The following is a 19,136-nucleotide window of genomic DNA, read 5'->3' on the forward strand; positions in this document are numbered from 1 at the left end:
CGCGTGCGCTGCACAAGTCCATGACCGGATTCCATGTAAGTGTAATATTATTACATTGTGGTGCGCCGGAGCGCATCCGCCCAGCCCGCCAGATGACGTGTCCGCCAGCCCGGATCAGCCGCCGGAGCAAAGCGCTGATCTGCCTTCCACAGGCTTGCCGCCTCATTGATTGAGGCAAAATGCCCGGCCCCGAGCCCCGCCAGAAAGGCCGCGCCCCAGGCGGTGGTTTCGGTGTTCACAGGACGCACCACCTCCAGATCGCAAATATCCGCCAGCCGCTGCAGGAAGGCATTATTGGCCACCATCCCGCCATCCACTTTCAGAGTTAGCGTCTGCGCCCCGTCGGCGCGCATGGCGGTTAGCAGGTCATGGGTCTGGAAGGCGGTGGATTCCAGCGCCGCGCGCGCAATCTCGGCCCGGCCTGCCCCGCGCGTCAGCCCGGTGATGAGGCCGCGTGCTTCGGGCTTCCAGTGCGGCGCGCCAAGCCCGGTAAAGGCTGGCACCAGATAGACCGGCGCGTCCGGGTCGGCCCCGGCCGCCAGCGCCTCCACTTCGGACGCCTTCGAGATCAGGCCCAGCCCGTCGCGCAGCCACTGGATCGTTGCACCCGCTGATAGCACCGACCCCTCCAGCGCAAACGCGGATTTGCCCTCCAGCCGCCAGGCGGTCGTGGCCAGCAGGCGGTTCTGCGAGGTCACGCGCGTCTCGCCCGTGTTGAGAATCATGAAGGCGCCGGTGCCATAGGTGGATTTCATCTCGCCGGGCGACAGGCATGCCTGACCGATGGCGGCGGCCTGCTGGTCGCCCGCCGCGCCAGTTATGGGTATCGTCTTGCCGAGCACCGATTTGTCAGCGACGCCCAGATCGCCCGCACAATCGACCACGTCTGGCAAAATGGCGCGCGGAATGTTGAACAGGCGCAAGAGTTCGCCATCCCAGCTCTGAGCCTCAAGATCATATAGGCTGGTCCGGCTGGCATTGGTGGCGTCGGTGATGTGGCGCTTGCCTTTTGTCAGCCGCCAGATCAGGAAGCTTTCCACCGTACCGAAGGCGAGCTTTCCGGCCTCAGCCCTTTTGCGCGCGCCCGGCACAGAATCGAGTATCCAGCCGATCTTGGTAGCGGAAAAGTAAGGGTCCAGCACCAGCCCGGTCTTGCCCGCCACCATCGCGCCTGCGCCATCGGCTGCCAGCTTCGCGCAAGCCTCGCCCGTGCGCCGGTCCTGCCAGACAATCGCATTGTGGACCGGCTCACCGGTCTGGCGGTCCCAGACCAAAGTCGTCTCGCGCTGATTGGTCACGCCAAGGCAGGTGATTTCATGGCCTTTGGCTTCACCGGCCTTGATCGCCTTGCGCGCGGTGGAGAGGACAGTCGCCCAGATCACTTCCGGGTCATGCTCCACCCAGCCGGGCCGGGGATAGATCTGGTTGAATTCCTCCTGTGCCAGCGCGATTACCTTGCCTTCCAGGTCAAACACCATGGCACGGCTGGAGGTCGTACCCTGATCGATGGCCAGAATGGCGGGCGCTTTGCGCGAACGGCTGAGCATGGCTTCTCCCCCTGATGCCAAGATGGTGGCAGCGGCGAGAGAATGCAGGCTAAACTCATCAAAGCAAAGCGTAAGGGGGTGTTGATGGGCGGGTTCCAGCCAGAGTTCGTGGAGAGTGCAACCGGCGCGCGGCTGGCGCTGCGGGTGATGGAGGCGCAAGGCCCCGCCAAGGCCATTGTGATGATCCATCACGGCCTTGCCGAACATGGCGGGCGCTATGAGCGCTTTGCCCGCTATCTCTCAGGCCGCGGCTTTCACGTCAGCGCGCACGATCATCGCGGCCACGGCCAGACGACCGCCCCGGATGCGCCGCCGCGAATCTATGCGCTCAAAGATGGCTGGAACAAGCTGATGGGCGATGCCCGCTTCGTGCGAGAACATATGCAGGCGCGCTTTCCCGGCTTGCCGGTGATCGTGTTCGGCCACTCCATGGGCGGTGTCATCACCATGAACCAGGCGATGGACGAGCACACCCATCTCGCCGGTGTCGCGGTGTGGAATTCCAATCTGGCGCTGGGCAGCCTGACCGGACTGATGCGCACCGTGATCTGGCTGGAAGGCTTTGTGCGCAAGCAGACAGAGCCAAGCCTGTGGATGAACGCTTTGACCTTTGAAGCCTGGGGCAAGCGGATCAGGAAAGCCCGCACCGATTGCGACTGGCTGTCGCGTATCCCTGAAGAGGTCGACGCCTATATTGCTGACGCCGGGTGCGGCTGGGTCGCCTCACGCGTGCTGTGGCGCGATTTCGTCAATGGATTTGAACGCGCCGAAGATGGCGCACGGCTGGAGAACATGGCCCGCGACCTGCCGATCCATCTGGCGGGCGGCGGCGCAGACCCGGCAACGAATAACGGCAAGGCGCTGAAAATTTTCGCCGGACGGCTCTACAATAACCGCTTCACGCGCGTGACGATGCGCCACGATCCCAAGGCCCGCCACGAAACCCTCAACGATATCGGCTATGAGCAGGCGATGAGCGATTTTGCTGATTGGGCGGAACGCATCATCGCCGAAGGACGCGAGGCATAATGACCATCGAGACCATTCCGGCCCGTAAAGGGCTTCGCCTGCGCTCGCTTCTGGGCCGCCGCATGGCCCGCAAGGCTGGCCGGTCCAGCCTGTCGCCCACCACCAGCGCCAAACACGGCCGCGCCCGCATGGACAAGGCGGGCCGCCAGCTTCCCATGCCCAGGGGCGTGGAAGTGGCACGCACGGAGATTGGCGGCTGCGACGCGCTGGCCTTCGCCCCTGAAAATGCCCGCAAAGGTGTGCTGATCTATCTGCATGGCGGCGGGTATTCGCGCGGCTCTGCGCTCAGCCACCGCGCGCTGGTCGCCCGCATGGCAAGCGCATTCTCCCTCAACGCGGTCTCGGTCAATTACCGCATGGCACCCGAACACCCCTGCCCCGCAGCGATCGAGGATGCCGTCGCCGCCATTGAGGCCGTGATGGAAAACGAAAAAGGTCCGGTCATCCTCAGCGGCGATTCAGCCGGTGGCGGACTGGCACTGTCAGCAACGATCCGCCTGCGCGATGCGGGCAAGCGCATTCCCGATGCGCTCTACCTTCTGTCCCCCTGGACCGACCTCTCCATGAGCGGGGAGAGCGTGGCAACCAAGGCCATGCGCGATCCCATGCTGAACCCCGGCTATCTGGCCGCAGGCGGCGAGCTTTATCTGGGCGGTCGGCCCGGCAATGACCCGGAAGCCTCGCCCATCTTTGCGGAGATGAACGGCCTGCCGCCAACCCTCATTCAGGTCGGCTCCGACGAAATTCTCTTGAGCGATTCCACGCGTCTGGCCGAAAAGCTGGAAGCCGCCGGCGTGCCGGTCGATTGCGAGATCTGGGAAGATATGTGGCACGACTTCCAGATCTTCTCCCCCCTCATCCCGGAAGCCGACTGGGCCATTGACCGCGCACGCGTCTGGGTGGAACTGCAGCTGGCTTAGACCTCTTTCCTCCCCCGTTTACGGGGGAGGTGTCAGCGCAGCTGACGGAGGGGGAAACTTTTATGGACAATCCCCCCCCTCGGCCCTTCGGGCGTTCAAAGCTTCGCTTCTCACCCCACCCGTGAACGGGGGGAGAAACCGCCGTCCTCATCCTTTCGGACACAATGGCGCTCGAAGGGCGAGGGAAAAGCAGCCTCCCGGGCCGCGTTGCGGCCAGCAAGCGCGACCGCGCGCCCGAGCTAATGCGAGGAGCGAAGCCCGGATGGGCTGAGCATAAGAAAAAGATGGATCACCCGCATGAAGCGGGTGATGACAAAGAGGTGTTACACCCCCTCCCAATCCGCATCATCGCGAGTTCGAAGCGTGCGGGCAAAGCGGGTGGCAAGGCCCTCCCAGTTCTGGGTGATGACGCCGTCTGCCGTCTTGTACCAGGAGGGGCAGTCTCCCGCCCACACGGTCTTTGAGAGGCGCTTTTGCAAATCCGCATTATAGCGGTTTTCCGCCTCCGGCCGGACGGCAAGCGTTTTCAACCCGCCATCAAGGATCAGGCCCGCCTTGTCGGCGATATATTCGGCCTGCCGCTCCACCATGAAGATGATGGAGTTATGGCCCAGATTGGTGTTCGGCCCGTAGAGCATGAAGAGGTTGGGGAAACCGCCGACCGCCACGCCCTTGTACGCGCGCGGCGAGGCGCCCCATGCATCCCGCAAGGACCGGCCATCTGAGCCCGTCACCTCCAGCGTCGGCAGGAACTCGGTGGTCACAAAGCCGGTGGCGAGGATGAGGGTATCAGCGGGGATGATTTCGCCATTGGTTGCTTCCACGCCATCGGCATGGATGCGGGCGATACCATCCGTGACGAGGTGGACATTCCCGCGCTGCATCACCTCGAAGAAATCATTGGAGAGCAGGATGCGTTTGCAGCCGGGCGGATAGTCCGGCGTCAGCTTCGCGCGCAATTCCGGATCCTTGATGCCTTTGGCGATCTTGCGTTTACCCGTCCAGCGCGTGAAACGGCTGGCGAGCGATCCCTTTACAAGCGCCGAGTAGCGCAGCTCGTGGATGAGAAAACTCCCCCAGCGATAGAGTCTCTGCCAGCTGGGGATATGCGCAAAAGCCCATTTCTCGAACGCGGTAAAGGCCCGGTCCGGCTTGGAAATGATCCAGTTGGGCGTGCGCTGGAAGATGGTCAGCTCGCGGGCACGCTCGCTCACTTCAGGGAGAAGCTGGATGGCGCTTGCAGCATTGCCGATCAGCGCCACACGCTGGCCGTCGAGCTTTACCGAACTGTCCCAGCGCGCCGTATGCATCACGGGGCCGGCAAAATCTGAAAGGCCCTCAATCTCAGGCGTGAAGGGTTCGGAAAGCTGGCCGACCGCGCTGATGACCACGCGCGCGCTGGTCTGGCTGCCATCCCAGAAACGGACCTGCCAGCGGCCTTCGCCTTCGTCGAATGTCAGTGAGCGGACGGTGAAGCCAGTGCGCAGATGCGGCCCCAGCCCGAAGCGCTCGGCGCACTCTTCAAAATAGTCGAGGATTTCGGCCTGCAGAGCGTATTTCCGGCTCCAGTCAGGCTTTAGCGCGAAGGAGAAGGAGTAAAGATGGCTTGGCACATCGCAGCCAGCGCCGGGATAGCGGTTATCGCGCCAGACACCGCCAAAACCGTCTGATTTCTCCGCGATCAGGAAATCATCCAGCCCGCGCCGTTTCAGGTGATAGCCCATGGCGATGCCGGACATGCCCGCCCCGATGACAAGCGTGTCCAGCCTCTCCGGCAAGGGCCTGCTATTTGGCATAGAGGCTTTCAACCGTCTCCCGGTGGCGTTCAATCACCACCTTGCGCTTCACCTTCATGGTCGGTGTCAGCTCCCCGCCCTCCACGCTCAGCGCGCCGGGCAGGATGGCAAACTTGCGGATATTCTCCACGCGCGCATGGCGGGTGTTGAGATCATCAATGCCCGCCTGAATGGCCTCCAGCACCTTGGGGTGATTGCGGATATCGCCTTCAAGGCCGTGCTTTTTGGCGAAAGCGGCCAGCCCGTCCGCGCTCAAGGTGAGAAGGGCGGCGAGATAGGGCTTGGCATCGCCCACCACGACGGCGTGCTCGACCAGCGGAATGTTCATCAGATCGGTTTCAAGATTGGCCGGCGTGATGTTCTTGCCGCCCGCCGTGATGATGATGTCCTTGATGCGGCCAGTGATGAAAATGAAGCCGTCATCATCGATATTGACGACATCGCCGGTGCGCATCCAGCCATCGCTCGTGAAGCTGTCGGCGGTGGCGTCATTATTCTTCATATAGCCCTTGAAGATGTTCGGGCCCTTGACCAGCAGCTCGCCCTCTTCGGTGACGCGCGCCTGCATGCCCGGCACCAGACGCCCCACCGAGCCGAGGCGCGCTGCGCCGGGGCCGTTGAAGCTGGACGGGGCAGAGGTTTCCGACTGGCCATAGCCCTCATAGATGACCAGATCGAGCCCGGCGAAGAAGCGCAGCACTTCGGTCGAGATCGGCGCCGCGCCGGAGATCAGCATGCGTGATTTGTCCAGCCCCAGCGCGTCCTTGACCTTGGAAAGAACGAGCTTGTCGGCGATGGCCTTCTGGGCTTTGAGAAGCGGGGAGACGGACTTGTTGTCCACCTGGGCAAGATTGACCTCGCGCGCCGTGTCCATCGCCCATTTGGCGAGCTTGGCCTTGGGGCCGGTCGCTTCGGCAAGGCGGCCCTGAATGGTCTCGGCCATCTTCTCCCAGACGCGCGGCACGCCGAAAAAGATGGTCGGCCGGCAGGCTTTCAGATCCTCGGCCAGCGTCTCCATGGAGCGCGCAAACCAGAGCGTGCCGCCTGCGGCCGCGTGATTGTGCACCGAAGCCTGCTGCTCGGCGATGTGGGCAATCGGCAGATAGGAGAGCGAGCGGTCATTGCCGCTGCGCCCGAACATCCCGATCAGCGCTGACGCGCTCCACGCCACATTGCCATGGCTCAGCATCACCGCCTTGGGCGGGCCGGTCGTGCCGGAGGTATAGATGAGCGTGGCGATGCCGTGCTCTTCCAGCGCGTCGAGCCGGTCCGTGAGTTCGGCCTCATGATCCTCGGTGCCGAGCGCCATGAAGGCGTCCCAGCTCATGGTGCCCTCAGGGGCCTCTGCCCCGCGCATGACAACGATATGGGAAAGGTTCGGGCACTCGGCTTTGAGCTCCAGCGCCTTCTTGGCCTGCTCGGTATCTTCCACCAGATAGACCGGGCTTTCGGAATGCTGGAGGATGTAGGCGATTTCCGGCGGCGCGCTCGTCCAGTAAATGCCTGCAGGCCGCCCGCCCGCCATCATCGCCGCGTTGGCCATCACCGTCCATTCAGGCCGGTTAAAGCCCAGGATCGCAACCGACTGATCCTTCTGGAAGCCCAGCGCGACCAGCGCGCGTCCGGCTTGGCGCGCCTCATCGGCATATTCGCGCCAGCCCCGCGTTACCCAGCCAGACCCGTCATGGAAGACATAGGCCGGTGCATCCGGTTTGGTCTCACCATTTTCGATCAGACGGGCCGGTGTAGACGCGAAGCGTTTGCCTCCGGCCAGACGCGGCAGATCAGCGGCGGTAGCAGCTACCATGATTATCCTCCCCGAAGGTTCATCAGCGCGCGGGCTTCTGACGGAGAGGCAATCTCCCGGCCCGCATTTCTCGCACATTGAACCAGAGCTTCGATCAGAGCGCCATTGCCAGATGCGCGCTCCCCGTCCGGCAGATAAAACGTGTCCTCCAGACCAGTGCGCAGCATGCCACCGAGCTCCGCCGCGCGCTGATGGACCGGCCAGATTTCACTGCGCCCGATCAGCGTGGTCTGCCAGGGATCGCCCTCGCGCTTGTACTCGGTCAGCAGCTCCAGCAGGCGCGCATCGCACGGCATGCCCGACGCCACGCCCATCACGAAATTATAGTGCGCAGACGGGGCCATCCCGTTCTCGATATACATGTTGACCGAGCGGACAATGCCGACATCGAAGCACTCGAACTCCGGATGCGCGCCGGTCTCGGCCATGGCGTCGATCATGGTCTGGATCTTCTCTACTGGATTATCAAACATCATGGGCGGCCAGGCCCATGACCCGTCGCTCCTGAGTTTGAGATAGTTCAGCGAGCCCGCATTGCAGGCCGCGATTTCCGGCTTCACCTTGCGGATGCAGGCGACCGGGCCGGAGACATCCGGGCCGACAATGCCGGTCGTCTGGTTGATGATGACGCCGGGGCAGGCATCGCGGATCGCGTCGCACATTTCCAGCGCCAGATCCGGGTCCCAGCTTGGAAACCCGCCCATCCCCTCTTCCTGCATGCGAAAATGCACGTGCATGACGGCGGCGCCCGCGTCATAGGCCTCGCGCGCGCTTTTCGCCATCTCGGCTGGCGTGACGGGCACCGGGTGCTGCTTGGGATTGGTCAGCACGCCATTGATCGCGCAGGTGATGACGGCCTTGCTCATGGCTTTGATCCTTCAAGTTCCAGTTCAATCAGAAGCGTGCCGCCTGCGGCCTGCTGGCCTGCGGCTGCATGCACAGCCTTCACCACGCCGTTCGCGGCGGCGGTGAGGCGCATTTCCATCTTCATCGCTTCCATCAGGGCCAGCACATCGCCGGCCTTCACCGCGTCGCCGGGCTTCACATTCACCGCCACCAGAGCGCCGGAAACGGGCGCGGTAATGCGCGAGGGATCGGACGCATCGCTACCTGAGAAGGCAGACGGTTCACGCACCGCCACGATGCGGCGCTCCAGCGCGATGTGAAGCGTGCCGTCTTCGCCTTCGGCTACCTGGCATTGCCGGTCCACCCCGTCGAGGCGGTAGCGCAAATGGGGCGCGTCTTCTTCAAGGAGGGTGATCGAATGGCGGGCCTCGCCGAGGCTCACCGTGACGGCGTGCGCGCCCTCCTGCTCCACGAAAACGTCAACAGCTTCGCTGTTCGCTTCCAGAGGCAGGGTGAAGCGCTTTACCGATCCGCCGCGCACCGCGCCCTCTGCAGGGGAGGCCAGCAAAGCTGCCGCCACCGCTATCGCCTCACCGGGTACAGGTTCCGGCGCGAACGGGCCACTGGCGGACGCCGCCCACTCATCCAGATCAGAGATCGTCACCGCGCCGGTGCGGAAGGCTTTGCTATCGAGAAGCCGGATGAGGAAATCGCGATTGGTCTTCACGCCCAGCATCGGGGCCTTGGAAAGCCCGGCGATCAGCCGGTCTATCGCCTCATCGCGATTGAGCGCAAAGGCAATCACTTTGGCCACCATCGCGTCATAGGCGGTGCTCACCGCGTCGCCGGTTTCAAACCCGGTATCGATGCGCACTTCGCGCGCGGCATCGTCAGGCTCGAAATAGGCGATGGTGCCCGATTGCGGCTTGAACCCGTCCAGCGGGTCTTCTGCGTAGAGCCGCACTTCGATGGAATGGCCGTCCGGCGCGATCTGCTCCTGCGTGGCGGGCAGTATGCCACCAGAGGCGACCACAAACTGCCATTCCACAAGGTCCATCCCGTAAACCTCTTCGGTCACGGGGTGTTCGACCTGCAGGCGGGTATTCATTTCGAGGAAGTAGAATTTCCCGGCCGCATCCAGCAGGAATTCCACCGTGCCTGCGCCGACATAGCCCACGGCCTTTGCCACCCGCACAGCCTCTGCGCCCATGGCGGCGCGAAGCGTCTCGTTGACGGCGGACGAAGGTGCTTCCTCGATCACTTTCTGGCGGCGGCGCTGGGCCGAGCAGTCGCGCTCGCCGATATGGATAGTGTTGCCATGATGATCGGCGAAGACCTGCACCTCGACATGGCGGGCAGGATGGATCAGCTTTTCCAGAAGCACTGCGTCATCGCCAAAAGCAGACTTTGCCTCGCGGCGGGCCGATTTCAGGGCTTCGGCGAACTCTTCCCTTGCGTTGACCGCGCGCATACCGCGCCCGCCTCCGCCTGCGACGGCCTTGATCAGCAGCGGATAGCCGATTGCCTCGGCTTGGCTTGCGAGATTGCCGTCAGACTGATCCTCGCCCTGCCAGCCGGGCACCATGGATATGCCGGAGGCGGCCAGCAGCGCCTTGGCGCGCGCCTTGTCGCCCATTGCCTCGATGGCGTCTGCCGGAGGGCCTATGAAGACAATGCCTTCGGCCGCGCAGGCCCGCGCGAAGGCCGCATTCTCCGACAGGAAGCCATAGCCTGGATGGATCGCATCCGCGCCGGTCGCTTTAGCCGCCGCAATGATCGCCTCGATTTTCAGATAACTCTCCGAGGCCGCTGCCGGGCCGATATGCACGGCCATATCCGCTTCGCGCACATGCAGCGCGTCCGCATCGGCATCGGAATAGACGGCAATCGCGCGGATATTGCGGCTCTTGGCGTAGCGCAGCACGCGTACGGCTATCTCGCCGCGATTGGCCACCAGCACAGATTTGATGGGTGTGGTCATGGCGCGGCCCTCGTCGGGCTAGAGAGGGTGTCCTCCCCCGCTTGCGGGGGAGGTGTCAGCGAAGCTGACGGAGGGGGGAAACTTCTCTTTTCAAAATCCCCCCCTCGGCCTTTCAGGCCACTCCCCCCGTAAACGGGGGGAGAAACCGCCGTGCCGGGACTGATCGCGCTCATCCCTGCACCCATTTCGCGGGGCGTTTCTCGATGAAGGCAGAGAGCCCTTCCGCGCCCTCCTCGCTGCGCACAGCGGCGGCAAACACCTTGGCCGCATCGTCAATGAGCGAACCCGCATCGTGCAGGCGCGCGCGGCGCATCAGGCGCTTGGTCTCGGCTATGGCGTTCGGCGCGCCCTTGCGGATATCGGCGAGCACCGCTTCCAGCGCCGCATTCATCGCCTCCTCGCCCTCATGCACGCCGTGAACGAGGCGTAAGGAGAGTGCCGCCTCCGCATCGATCTTCCCGCCTGTCACGGCAAGCCGTCGCGCTTCAGAATATCCCAGACGCTCCACCAGAAACGGCGCGATTTGCGCCGGGACGAGGCCAAGCCCGGTTTCGGGCAGTCGGAACAGCGCCGTCTCGCGCGCCAGCGCCACATCGGCCACGCACGCCAGGCCAAACCCGCCGCCCATCACCGCGCCTTCCAGCACGACGATCACCGGCAGGCCGGTCTCCGCATAGGCTTTGCATAGATGCCCGAACTGGGCGTTGACCTTCGCTGCCGGGTCTTCACCATCCGGGCCGGGGCCTGCATAGGCCGCGCCCAGATCCTTCACATCCCCGCCGGAGCAGAAATGCCCGCCCGCGCCTTTGAGGAGAATCGCACGCACGCCGTCACTCTCGGCGCTTTTAAGCGCGGCCAGCAGCTCGTCCACCATGGCCAGCGACATGGCGTTGCGGGTCTCCGGCCGGTTCAGCGTCACATGACGCACCCCGGCACGGGTTTCGATCAGGATTGTCTCGGGCGCGCTCATCAGTCCTTCCGGCGTTTGGGAAGGGTGCCTTCCAGCTTGCAGATAATGCCCAGCATGATCTCGTCCGTGCCGCCACCGATAGAGATCAGGCGGCCATCGCGGAAAGAGCGGGCGATGGGGTTGTCGGACGTGTAGCCCATGCCGCCCCAGTATTGCAGACAGCTATCGGCAACTTCACGCGTCAGGCGGCCGCATTTCAGCTTCGCCATGGAGGCAAGCCGGGTCACGTCCTTGCCTTCCATGAAGTCCGCCACGGCGCGGTAGGTCAGCGCGCGCAGCGCCTCCACCTCGGTACGAAGTTCGGCCAGGCGGAAATGGACGACCTGATTATCCAGCACCGAATGGCCGAACGCCTTGCGGTCGCGCGTGTATTCAATGGTCAGATCAATCGCCCGGTCGAGGCTTTTGAGCGAAGAGGCCGCGCCGAACAGGCGTTCTTCCTGGAATTGCAGCATCTGGTAGAGAAAGCCCGCGCCCTCATCCCCGATCCGGTTGCGCTTGGGCACCCGCACCTCGTCAAAGAAGAGCTGGGCGGTGTCCGAGCAGTGCATACCGATCTTGTGGATTTTCTGGCGGGTAATCCCCTTGGAATTCATCGGCACGATGATGAGGGATTTATTGCCATGGGCCGGGCCGTCGGAGGTGTTGGCGAGCAGGCAGCACCAGTCGGCCTTCATGCCATTGGTGATCCACATCTTGGTGCCGGTGATGACGTAATCATCGCCGTCTGACTTTGCTGTGGTTTTCAGCGCTGCCACGTCAGACCCGCCGCCCGGCTCCGACACGCCAAGGCACACCACCGCATCGCCGGAGATGGCCGGGGCCAGGAACTCGGCGCGCAGCTCGTCAGAGCCGAAATTGGCCAGCGCCGGGGTCGCCATATCGGTCTGCACACCGATGGCCATCGGCACGCCGCCGCAGTTTACAAGCCCCAGCTCCTCGGCGAGCACCAGCGCGTAGGAGAAATCGAGCCCCGCCCCGCCGAACTTCTCCGGCCAGCGCAGGCCCAGAAGGCCCAGATCGCCCATCTTCTTGAAAAGCTCGTGGGAGGGGAATTCTTCGGCCTTCTCCCACTCCTCCACATGAGGGTTGATCTCGGTCGCGACGAATTTGGCAATCGTGTCGCGAAGCTGGTTGTGTTCGGTCGTGAACTGCATGGGAGCGTTCCTTCAAGGGTCTAGAAGCGGGCCACGCCAAACGTGTTGGGGTGGAGCGTGCGGGCATCAGCTTCCGCACAGATATTCAGGCTCTCGGTTAGGATGGCGCGGGTATCGCGCGGATCGATAATGCCGTCATCCCACAGCCGCGCCGTGCCGAAGAGGGCGTAGGACTGCTCCTCCAGCCCGGTGCGGATCATGTCGCTCATGGCTTTGAGGCCATCTTCATCGGTCGGCTGGCCGGCGCGCTCATTCTTGGCGCGGGTGATGATCTCCATCACCTTGGCAGCCTGCGCCCCGCCCATCACGGCGGTGCGGGCGGTTGGCCAGGCGAAGATGAAGCGCGGATCGAACCCGCGCCCGCACATGCCGTAATTGCCCGCGCCATAGGAGCCGCCAAGCACGATGGTGATCTTGGGTACGCGCGCATTGGCGACGGCCTGGATCATTTTCGAGCCGTGCTTGATCGCGCCATCGGCCTCCGCCTTCGAGCCGACCATGTAGCCGGTGGTATTCTGTAAAAAGATGAGCGGCGTGCCGGACTGATCGCAGAGTTGAATGAACTGCCCTGCCTTCATCGAGCCTTCCGGCTGGATCGGGCCGTTATTGCCCAGAATGCCGACGAGATGCCCGCCAATGCGGGCATGGCCGCACACCGTCTCCGCGCCATAGCGCGCCTTGAACTCAAGGAAGTCGGAACCGTCCACGATGCGGGCGATCACTTCCTTCACGTCATAGGGCGTGCGGTCATCAGCCGGGACGACGCCCAGCAATTCCTCGCTGGCAAATTTGGGCGGCTCGCCCTGTCCCGGCGGGGTGGCCGCATCCCAGTTCAGCTTGTCCATGATCTCGCGGGCATAGGCGATGGCCTGCGCATCATCCTCGGCGACATATTCGCCAAGGCCCGTGACCTCGCCATGGAGCTTTGCGCCGCCAAGGCTTTCATCGTCCGCGTCCTCGCCAATCGCGGCTTTGACCAGCGGCGGGCCGGCGAGGAAGATTTTCGAATTGCCCTTCACCAGCACCACGTAATCCGAGAGGCCCGGCAGGTACGCCCCGCCCGCCGTTGATGAGCCATGCACCACCGCGATCTGCGGAATGCCGGCAGCAGACAGGCGCGCCTGATTGGCAAAGCTCCTGCCGCCATCCACGAAAATCTCGGCCTGATAGAGCAGGTTTGCGCCGCCCGATTCTACCAGGTGGATCATGGGCAGCTTGTTCTCAAACGCGATCTGCTGCGCGCGCAGGGACTTCTTGAGACCCATGGGCGCGACCGTGCCGCCCTTGATGGCGCTGTCGGACGCGCCAATGATGACGCGCTTGCCGCAGACCTGCCCGATACCGACAATGGAGCCGCCGCCAGAGGCGCCGCGATCTCCGTCATCATCGTGCATTTTCAGGCCCGCCAGCGGGGAGAGCTCGATAAAGGGCGCATCCCGGTCCAGGAGCCGCGCCACGCGCTCGCGGGGCAGTAGCTGGCCACGCTTTTCAAAGTCTGCGCGCTTGCGTTCGGAATTGGCGCGGACCTTCTCTTCCAGCGCGCGCACTTCGGCGAGGCGCTCGGCCATCTTGTCCGCATTGGCGCGAAACTCGTCGCTTGAGGCGTTGAGGCGGGACGACAATACAGGCATTAGCTGCCACCTCCGCGCAGGACGTCCGGGTCCACCGCCCGGTGGAAGCCATTATAGGCCACGCTCTTCTCATGGTCAGGCAGCGGGAAGACCGCGCTGCCGAGCGGCGCGCCGCCATCAATGGCCAGCGTCACGCCGGTGATGAAGCTCGCGCCCTCGCTCAAGAGGAACACGATGGCAGAGGAAACTTCCGCCTCCGTCCCCATGCGCTTGGCGGGCAAGTGCTGGCGCAGGTGCGGGATCATGGCGCGCACCGCGCCGCCATACGTGTCCATGCCCGACGAGGCGATCCAGCCCGGTGCCACCGCGTTCACCCGCACGCCATACTGCGCCCACTCGAAGGCTGCCGTCTTGGTGAGATTGGCCATGCCTGCGCGCGCGGCACCGGAATGAGCCATGCCCGGCATGCCGTTCCACATGTCTGCCGTCATGTTGACGATCGTGCCGCCATGTTCGGCCATGGAGGCATCGAACACGGCACGCATCATCAGGAAGCCGCCGGTCAGATTGGTCGCGATCACCGCGTCCCAGCCCTTCTTGGAGATGTCCTGCATGCTGGCTGGGAACTGCCCGCCCGCATTGTTGACGAGGCCATGGATGGGGCCGTGCTGCGCGACGATCTCCGCCACGGCGGCCTTCACGGCCTCCTCATCGCGGATGTCGAAGCTTGCCATGTGGCAGGCGCCGCCATCTGCCGTGATCTCGGCGGCGACGCTCTCCAGCTTCTCTGTCTTGCGCCCGGTGATGATGACCGTTGCGCCAAGGCTTGCCAGCTCATGGGCCGTGCAGCGGCCGATACCGGACCCGCCCCCGGTGACGATTACCGTCTTCCCGGCGAACAGATCATCGCGAAATACGCTGTCATACCCCTTGGCGGTCACAGGTGTGCGTCTCCTCCCTGACTGGCCCGTCTGGCGGGGCTCTTGTCATCTCCCTCAGGCTGGCGCATGCTTACGTATACGTCAAGCAGTTCTTGTAAGCGTCAGGCAGCGTGAAAATGGCCAGAGCGGCAGCAGACATGAAGGCAGAGCGGACAGGCGAAACCCTCTACGGGATCGCCGATCTCGCTGCGCATTTCTCGATCAGCCAGCGCACGATCCGATTCTATGAGGACAAGGGGCTCATCAGCCCGAAGCGCGTCGGCACCCAGCGCATCTATACCGAGACGGACCGCCAGCGCCTGTCGCTGATCCTGCGGGCCAAATCCATCGGCTCGAAGCTCTCCGAAATCCGCACCTTCCTTGAACTCTTCGGGCGCGAGGGCGAGGGCCGGGAGAAGCAGCTGCGCTATGTGATCGAGCGCACGGGCGAGAAGATTGCCGAGCTGGAAGACAAGCGCCGCCAGATCGACGAGACGCTGGACGAGCTGCGCCTGATCCATGAAGGCTCAAAGGAGCGCTTGAGGAAGTTGAAGGGGTAGTTGTCCCTCGTCCTTCGAGACGCTCACTACGTTCGCCCTCAGGATGAGGGACATGGCGAAAACCTCCCTCATGCTGAGGAGGCTTCGCAAGAAGCCGTCTCGAAGCACGCAACTACCCCCGCACCGCCTTGCCCGCCTCCACGCTCACATATTGCACGCCATCCCCGAACGCCTCGAACAGGCTCTTCTCCACGCCCGTCAGCCACGCCTGGCAGCCTATGGCGGCAATCGCGCTGGCAAGGCCCTCGCGGCGGTCCACATCCAGATGCGCGCACGCCTCATCAAAGATCATCACCGGCGCGGCACCGCGCTCGCGCGCCAGCGCCGCGCCATGGGCGAGCGCGAGGCCCAGCAGCAGGGCTTTCTGCTCGCCAGTGGAGCAATCTGCCGCCACCTGATCCTTCTCGCGGTGGCGCGCTTCGAGCTCGGTGCGGTGCGGGCCGGTCAGCGCGCGCCCCGCCGCGCCATCCTTGCGGCGCGTGTCTTTCAGACGCTCGGCGAAGCGGGTCTGGGCTGCCGCCTCATCCTCGATCAGCAGCCCTTCCAGATAGCCTGAGAGCGCAAGATCAGCCTTCGGGAAGGCAGATGCCGGGCGGTCATTGATCTCGCCCTGCAGGGCATTGAGCGCCGCCAGACGCGCACGCGCCATTGCGGTGCCCGCTTCGGCCATTTTGGCTTCGAGTGCATCGAGCCATGACAGATCGACGCTGAAGCCCTCATCCATGCGCTCCAGCAGGCGCTGGCGTTCGCGCATCGCCTTGTCATAGGCATTGGCCTGCGTGCCGTGGCCCGGCTCACCGGCCAGCACCAGACGGTCGAAAAAGCGTAAGCGGTCACTGCGCGGGCCTGCCCATAGCCGGTCCTCGCGCGGGGTCAGCCAGATCATGGGAAAGAGACGCGCCAGCTGGGTCTGGGTTGTCGCCACGCCTTCGAGGCGCGTCTTGCGCCGGGCCGGATTATCCGGGTCGGCACCGGTGGCCAGCGTTACCGGGCCGTCGGCGGTTTCGGCTTCGGCATGGACGGCCCAGACCGGCGCCTCACCGCCAGCGCCGCGCTGGCGCACCGCGTCGGAACCAGCCGCGCGGAGCCCCCTGCCCGGCCCCAGAAACGAGACCGCTTCGACCAGATTGGTCTTGCCCGCGCCATTGGGTCCAAACAGGCAGACAGGGGGCGCATCCAGCGCGAGATCCAGCCAGGCGTAATTGCGAAAGCCGGTGAGCTTCAGGCGTGTAACAGCAGCCGTCCGGCCCATGGCCGGACCTACACCCGCAGCGGCATCAGCACGTATTCAGCGTCCGGATCGCCAGAGTCGGTCACGCGCGTGGGCGAACCGGAATCGGCAAATTCGAACATGGCCTCATCACCAGCGATCTGCGCAGCGACGTCCAGCAGATAGCGCGCATTGAAGCCAATGACGATTTCGCTGGACGAATAGTCGGCATGCAGCTCTTCGCTCGCCGTGCCGCTTTCAGGGTTATTGACCGCCAGCACCAGCGTGGAGTCCGACACGGTCAGCTTGATCGAGCGGGATTTCTCCTGGCTGATCGTGGCCACCCGGTCGACGGCCTGCGCGAACGGGGCGCGGTCCACCTTCATGATCTTGTCATTGCCGCGCGGGATCACGCGCTCATAGTCCGGGAAGGTGCCGTCAATCAGCTTGGAGGTCAGCACCGCTGCACCCAGCTCGAAGCGGATCTTGCCTTCGGAGACCTGCACGCGGATTTCATCATCCACATCTTCGAGCAGGCGGCGCAGTTCCTGGATGGGTTTGCGCGGCACGATGACGGCCGGCATGCCTTCGGCGCCTGCAGGCAGATCGGTTTCGGCCAGCGCCAGACGGTGACCGTCGGTGGCGACAGCGCGCAGCGTCTTGCGGCCATCACGCTCAGCCGCATGCAGATGGATGCCGTTGAGATAATAGCGCGTCTCTTCGGTCGAGATCGCAAAGCGCGTCTTGTCGATGAGGCGGGCAAAGGCGGCGGCAGGCAGGGTGAAGCTGGTCGCCAGATCCTCGGTCGGCATGACCGGGAAATCGCCTGCCGGGAGTGCGGGCAGATTGAAGCGCGAGCGCCCGGCAGAGAGCTGCAGGCGCGGATCATCACCGGCCATCTGCAGCGTCACATCCGCGCCTTCGGGTAGCTTGCGGGCGATCTCGTAGAGCGTATGGGCCGGAGCCGTCACGATGCCGGCCCGCTCCACATGGGCGGGGGCCTCTTCCACGATCTCGGTATCAAGGTCCGTCGCGGTCAGGCGCATATGCTGCCCATTGGCATTGATCAGCACGTTGGACAGGATCGGGATGGTATTGCGCCGTTCCACCACCGCCTGGACGTGTCCAAGTGCCTTCAAGAGGGCCGCGCGCTCTATGGTGAGCTTCATCTCTATCGCCTTTTGACCAGATTTGGCGGAAAGCCCGGAATGCGCAGCCTCCCGCCTGACAGAATCGCAAGTAAACCGGGTTATTCACCATAGACCAAAAAAAACGACCGCAAGAAGGGGTCTCTTGCGGTCGCCGGGGGGCATTGCAGCGCAATTAGCCGCGAAGACGCTTTCTGATCGCCTCGATATCCTCAGCCAGCAGCGGATCAGCACCGAGCTGGGCAGTGATTTTCGTGACCGCATGAATGACCGTTGAATGGTCGCGTCCGCCAAAACGCCGCCCGATATCGGGCAGGGAACGCGTCGTCATCATCTTGGCCAGATACATGGCGATATGGCGCGGACGCACGACCGACTGGGTGCGGCGCTTGGAGTTGATGTCGGCAGGCGTGATCGAGAAATAGGCCGCGACGGCCTTTTGTATCTCGTCCACCGTCACCCGCTTCTCGGCCTTCAGCGGCAGATCACCCAGCACCTCTTCCACCGACTCGATGGTCACAGGGCGATCCATATAGGCCGTACGCACGATGACATTGTTGAGCACACCTTCCAGCTCGCGCGCCGAGCTTGTTACACGCGCCGCCAGGAAATCGCGCACCTGTTCGGGCACATCGAGATTGGGGCAGTGCGAGCGGGCCTGAGCCACCTTGCAATCGACAATCTTGCGGCGCAGATCGAGATCGGGGCCGAACAGCTCACAGGCAAACCCGCCGCGCAGCAGCGAGCGCAGGCGCTCATCACCGACACCCAGCTCGGCCGGTGCGCAGTGAGAGGCCAGCACGACCTGGCGGTTCTCCGCGATCAGGGCCGCAATGGTGTGCAGGAATTCGCTTTCCGTGCTCGGCTTGCCCGCGATGAAATGCACATCATCAATCAGCAGCACATCGCAAGTGCGCACCTGATCCTTGAACGGCTGGACATCACGCGCGCGCAGGGCCGACTGGAAGCCGTTGAGAAACTCCTCGGCCGTCAGATAGAGCACCTTGCGCCCGGACTCCCCAAGGCTCACCGAATGGGCGATGGCGTTCAGCAGGTGCGTCTTGCCCACCCCGTACCCGCCATGGAAAAACGCCGGATTGAACGGGGGGACGGATGCGCCGGCAATGGCCTTGGCCGCCGTGCTGGCCATCGCGTTGGCAGACCCCACCATGAAAGTGTTGAAGGTAAAGCGGCCATCACTGCGCGAGGTGCGCTCCGGCGCGCCAAGAGCGGCAGACGAGGCCGAGCTGGTCAGCGCTTCACGCACAGGCACGATGGCAGCGCTGGCGGCCGGGCGCACGGGCAGGCTATCGCCCGCCGGAACCTGACGCCCTTCACGGACGCTGGCGCGCGCGGTCGGCGCGCCCTCACAACAGATCACGATATCGCGCGGGCCGGTGTCGAAAATTGCCCACAGCGCGCGCAGGCGGGTTCCCAGATTATCCTCTACCCAGGCCCGGCCGAAATCGCTCGCACAGATGATCTGGATCGATCCGCTCGCATCCTCGGCGACACGCAATCGCGCGATCTCGGAAACATAGATCACGTCGCCATATTCCTGGCGTAGCCGGGCGCGTACATCGCGCCAGACATCGCTGACGGCCGGCCCATCGTGCATGACGCCCCGCTGCTGTGTTCTGGCGTTAGAAACTGAGTTGTTAAGCCCCATGAGTC

General features: G+C 63.9%; 15 protein-coding genes. 3 read left to right on the forward strand and 12 right to left on the reverse strand.

Features of this window, described 5'->3' with window-relative positions:
* Window positions 1–50: 50 nt before the first annotated feature.
* Complete coding sequence (gene glpK / locus ACQ5ID_RS07945; protein WP_429911915.1) at window positions 51–1,547, reverse strand: glycerol kinase GlpK; 1,497 nt, start codon at window positions 1,545–1,547, stop codon at window positions 51–53.
* Between the two features lie 84 nt (window positions 1,548–1,631).
* Here glpK and ACQ5ID_RS07950 point away from each other — a divergent pair, with 84 nt between their 5' ends.
* Together ACQ5ID_RS07950 and ACQ5ID_RS07955 are read left to right on the forward strand one after the other, a co-directional pair.
* Window positions 1,632–2,576, forward strand: a complete 945-nt coding sequence (locus ACQ5ID_RS07950; RefSeq protein ID WP_429911916.1) for an alpha/beta fold hydrolase — start codon at window positions 1,632–1,634, stop codon at window positions 2,574–2,576.
* A complete protein-coding gene (locus ACQ5ID_RS07955) occupies window positions 2,576–3,496 on the forward strand; it encodes an alpha/beta hydrolase (protein ID WP_429911917.1) in 921 nt (306 codons plus the stop codon). The genes ACQ5ID_RS07950 and ACQ5ID_RS07955 overlap by 1 nt, the downstream gene beginning before the upstream one ends.
* A gap of 323 nt (window positions 3,497–3,819) precedes the next feature.
* Here the strand turns inward: ACQ5ID_RS07955 and ACQ5ID_RS07960 are convergent, their stop codons facing one another.
* From ACQ5ID_RS07960 to ACQ5ID_RS07995, 8 genes are all read right to left on the reverse strand, one after another.
* Window positions 3,820–5,292: a flavin-containing monooxygenase gene (locus tag ACQ5ID_RS07960; protein WP_429911918.1), complete on the reverse strand. Its 1,473-nt coding sequence runs from the start codon at window positions 5,290–5,292 to the stop codon at window positions 3,820–3,822.
* Entirely contained in the window at window positions 5,282–7,099 is a 1,818-nt protein-coding gene (locus ACQ5ID_RS07965; protein ID WP_429911919.1) for an AMP-dependent synthetase/ligase, read from the reverse strand. Before ACQ5ID_RS07965 ends, ACQ5ID_RS07960 begins: the two co-directional genes overlap by 11 nt.
* Before the next feature lie 2 nt (window positions 7,100–7,101).
* Window positions 7,102–7,965 carry a 3-keto-5-aminohexanoate cleavage protein gene (locus tag ACQ5ID_RS07970; protein WP_429911920.1) on the reverse strand — a complete coding sequence of 288 codons (864 nt, stop codon included), beginning with the start codon at window positions 7,963–7,965 and terminating at the stop codon, window positions 7,102–7,104.
* The gene (locus tag ACQ5ID_RS07975) at window positions 7,962–9,926 is read right to left on the reverse strand and encodes an acetyl/propionyl/methylcrotonyl-CoA carboxylase subunit alpha (protein ID WP_429911921.1); all 1,965 of its coding nucleotides are present in this window, start codon (window positions 9,924–9,926) and stop codon (window positions 7,962–7,964) included. Before ACQ5ID_RS07975 ends, ACQ5ID_RS07970 begins: the two co-directional genes overlap by 4 nt.
* A 169-nt stretch (window positions 9,927–10,095) precedes the next feature.
* Window positions 10,096–10,896: an enoyl-CoA hydratase/isomerase family protein gene (locus tag ACQ5ID_RS07980; RefSeq protein ID WP_429911922.1), complete on the reverse strand. Its 801-nt coding sequence runs from the start codon at window positions 10,894–10,896 to the stop codon at window positions 10,096–10,098.
* On the reverse strand, window positions 10,896–12,053 hold the full coding sequence (locus ACQ5ID_RS07985; protein ID WP_429911923.1) for an acyl-CoA dehydrogenase family protein: 1,158 nt from the start codon (window positions 12,051–12,053) through the stop codon (window positions 10,896–10,898). The genes ACQ5ID_RS07980 and ACQ5ID_RS07985 overlap by 1 nt, the downstream gene beginning before the upstream one ends.
* Window positions 12,054–12,073: 20 nt before the next feature.
* Complete coding sequence (locus ACQ5ID_RS07990; RefSeq protein WP_429911924.1) at window positions 12,074–13,684, reverse strand: acyl-CoA carboxylase subunit beta; 1,611 nt, start codon at window positions 13,682–13,684, stop codon at window positions 12,074–12,076.
* Window positions 13,684–14,565, reverse strand: coding sequence for an SDR family oxidoreductase (locus ACQ5ID_RS07995; RefSeq protein WP_429911925.1), 882 nt, complete (start codon window positions 14,563–14,565; stop codon window positions 13,684–13,686). Before ACQ5ID_RS07995 ends, ACQ5ID_RS07990 begins: the two co-directional genes overlap by 1 nt.
* A gap of 116 nt (window positions 14,566–14,681) precedes the next feature.
* On the opposite strand from ACQ5ID_RS07995, the gene ACQ5ID_RS08000 reads away from it, so the two are divergent.
* Window positions 14,682–15,104 carry a MerR family transcriptional regulator gene (locus ACQ5ID_RS08000; protein WP_429911926.1) on the forward strand — a complete coding sequence of 141 codons (423 nt, stop codon included), beginning with the start codon at window positions 14,682–14,684 and terminating at the stop codon, window positions 15,102–15,104.
* Window positions 15,105–15,216: 112 nt separating this feature from the next.
* Here ACQ5ID_RS08000 and recF read toward each other — a convergent pair whose 3' ends face one another.
* The 3 genes from recF to dnaA all read right to left on the reverse strand — a co-directional run bounded on the left by recF (window position 15,217) and on the right by dnaA (window position 19,080).
* Window positions 15,217–16,356, reverse strand: a complete 1,140-nt coding sequence (gene recF, locus ACQ5ID_RS08005; protein WP_429911927.1) for a DNA replication/repair protein RecF — start codon at window positions 16,354–16,356, stop codon at window positions 15,217–15,219.
* Window positions 16,357–16,364: 8 nt separating this feature from the next.
* Entirely contained in the window at window positions 16,365–17,483 is a 1,119-nt protein-coding gene (gene dnaN, locus ACQ5ID_RS08010) for a DNA polymerase III subunit beta (protein ID WP_429911928.1), read from the reverse strand.
* A gap of 154 nt (window positions 17,484–17,637) precedes the next feature.
* Window positions 17,638–19,080, reverse strand: a complete 1,443-nt coding sequence (gene dnaA, locus ACQ5ID_RS08015; protein ID WP_429911929.1) for a chromosomal replication initiator protein DnaA — start codon at window positions 19,078–19,080, stop codon at window positions 17,638–17,640.
* Window positions 19,081–19,136: the final 56 nt, after the last annotated feature.

Source organism: Glycocaulis sp. (genome assembly GCF_050485565.1).
Lineage (GTDB): Bacteria > Pseudomonadota > Alphaproteobacteria > Caulobacterales > Maricaulaceae > Glycocaulis.

What these genes read in the sequence shown, in the direction of transcription:
- glpK (WP_429911915.1), bottom strand. Translation starts at nt 1,547, where the DNA reads ATGCTCAGCCGTTCGCGCAAAGCGCCCGCCATTCTGGCCATCGATCAG.
- ACQ5ID_RS07950 (WP_429911916.1), top strand. Translation starts at nt 1,632, where the DNA reads ATGGGCGGGTTCCAGCCAGAGTTCGTGGAGAGTGCAACCGGCGCGCGG.
- ACQ5ID_RS07955 (WP_429911917.1), top strand. Translation starts at nt 2,576, where the DNA reads ATGACCATCGAGACCATTCCGGCCCGTAAAGGGCTTCGCCTGCGCTCG.
- ACQ5ID_RS07960 (WP_429911918.1), bottom strand. Translation starts at nt 5,292, where the DNA reads ATGCCAAATAGCAGGCCCTTGCCGGAGAGGCTGGACACGCTTGTCATC.
- ACQ5ID_RS07965 (WP_429911919.1), bottom strand. Translation starts at nt 7,099, where the DNA reads ATGGTAGCTGCTACCGCCGCTGATCTGCCGCGTCTGGCCGGAGGCAAA.
- ACQ5ID_RS07970 (WP_429911920.1), bottom strand. Translation starts at nt 7,965, where the DNA reads ATGAGCAAGGCCGTCATCACCTGCGCGATCAATGGCGTGCTGACCAAT.
- ACQ5ID_RS07975 (WP_429911921.1), bottom strand. Translation starts at nt 9,926, where the DNA reads ATGACCACACCCATCAAATCTGTGCTGGTGGCCAATCGCGGCGAGATA.
- ACQ5ID_RS07980 (WP_429911922.1), bottom strand. Translation starts at nt 10,896, where the DNA reads ATGAGCGCGCCCGAGACAATCCTGATCGAAACCCGTGCCGGGGTGCGT.
- ACQ5ID_RS07985 (WP_429911923.1), bottom strand. Translation starts at nt 12,053, where the DNA reads ATGCAGTTCACGACCGAACACAACCAGCTTCGCGACACGATTGCCAAA.
- ACQ5ID_RS07990 (WP_429911924.1), bottom strand. Translation starts at nt 13,684, where the DNA reads ATGCCTGTATTGTCGTCCCGCCTCAACGCCTCAAGCGACGAGTTTCGC.
- ACQ5ID_RS08000 (WP_429911926.1), top strand. Translation starts at nt 14,682, where the DNA reads ATGGCCAGAGCGGCAGCAGACATGAAGGCAGAGCGGACAGGCGAAACC.
- recF (WP_429911927.1), bottom strand. Translation starts at nt 16,356, where the DNA reads ATGGGCCGGACGGCTGCTGTTACACGCCTGAAGCTCACCGGCTTTCGC.
- dnaN (WP_429911928.1), bottom strand. Translation starts at nt 17,483, where the DNA reads ATGAAGCTCACCATAGAGCGCGCGGCCCTCTTGAAGGCACTTGGACAC.
- dnaA (WP_429911929.1), bottom strand. Translation starts at nt 19,080, where the DNA reads ATGCACGATGGGCCGGCCGTCAGCGATGTCTGGCGCGATGTACGCGCC.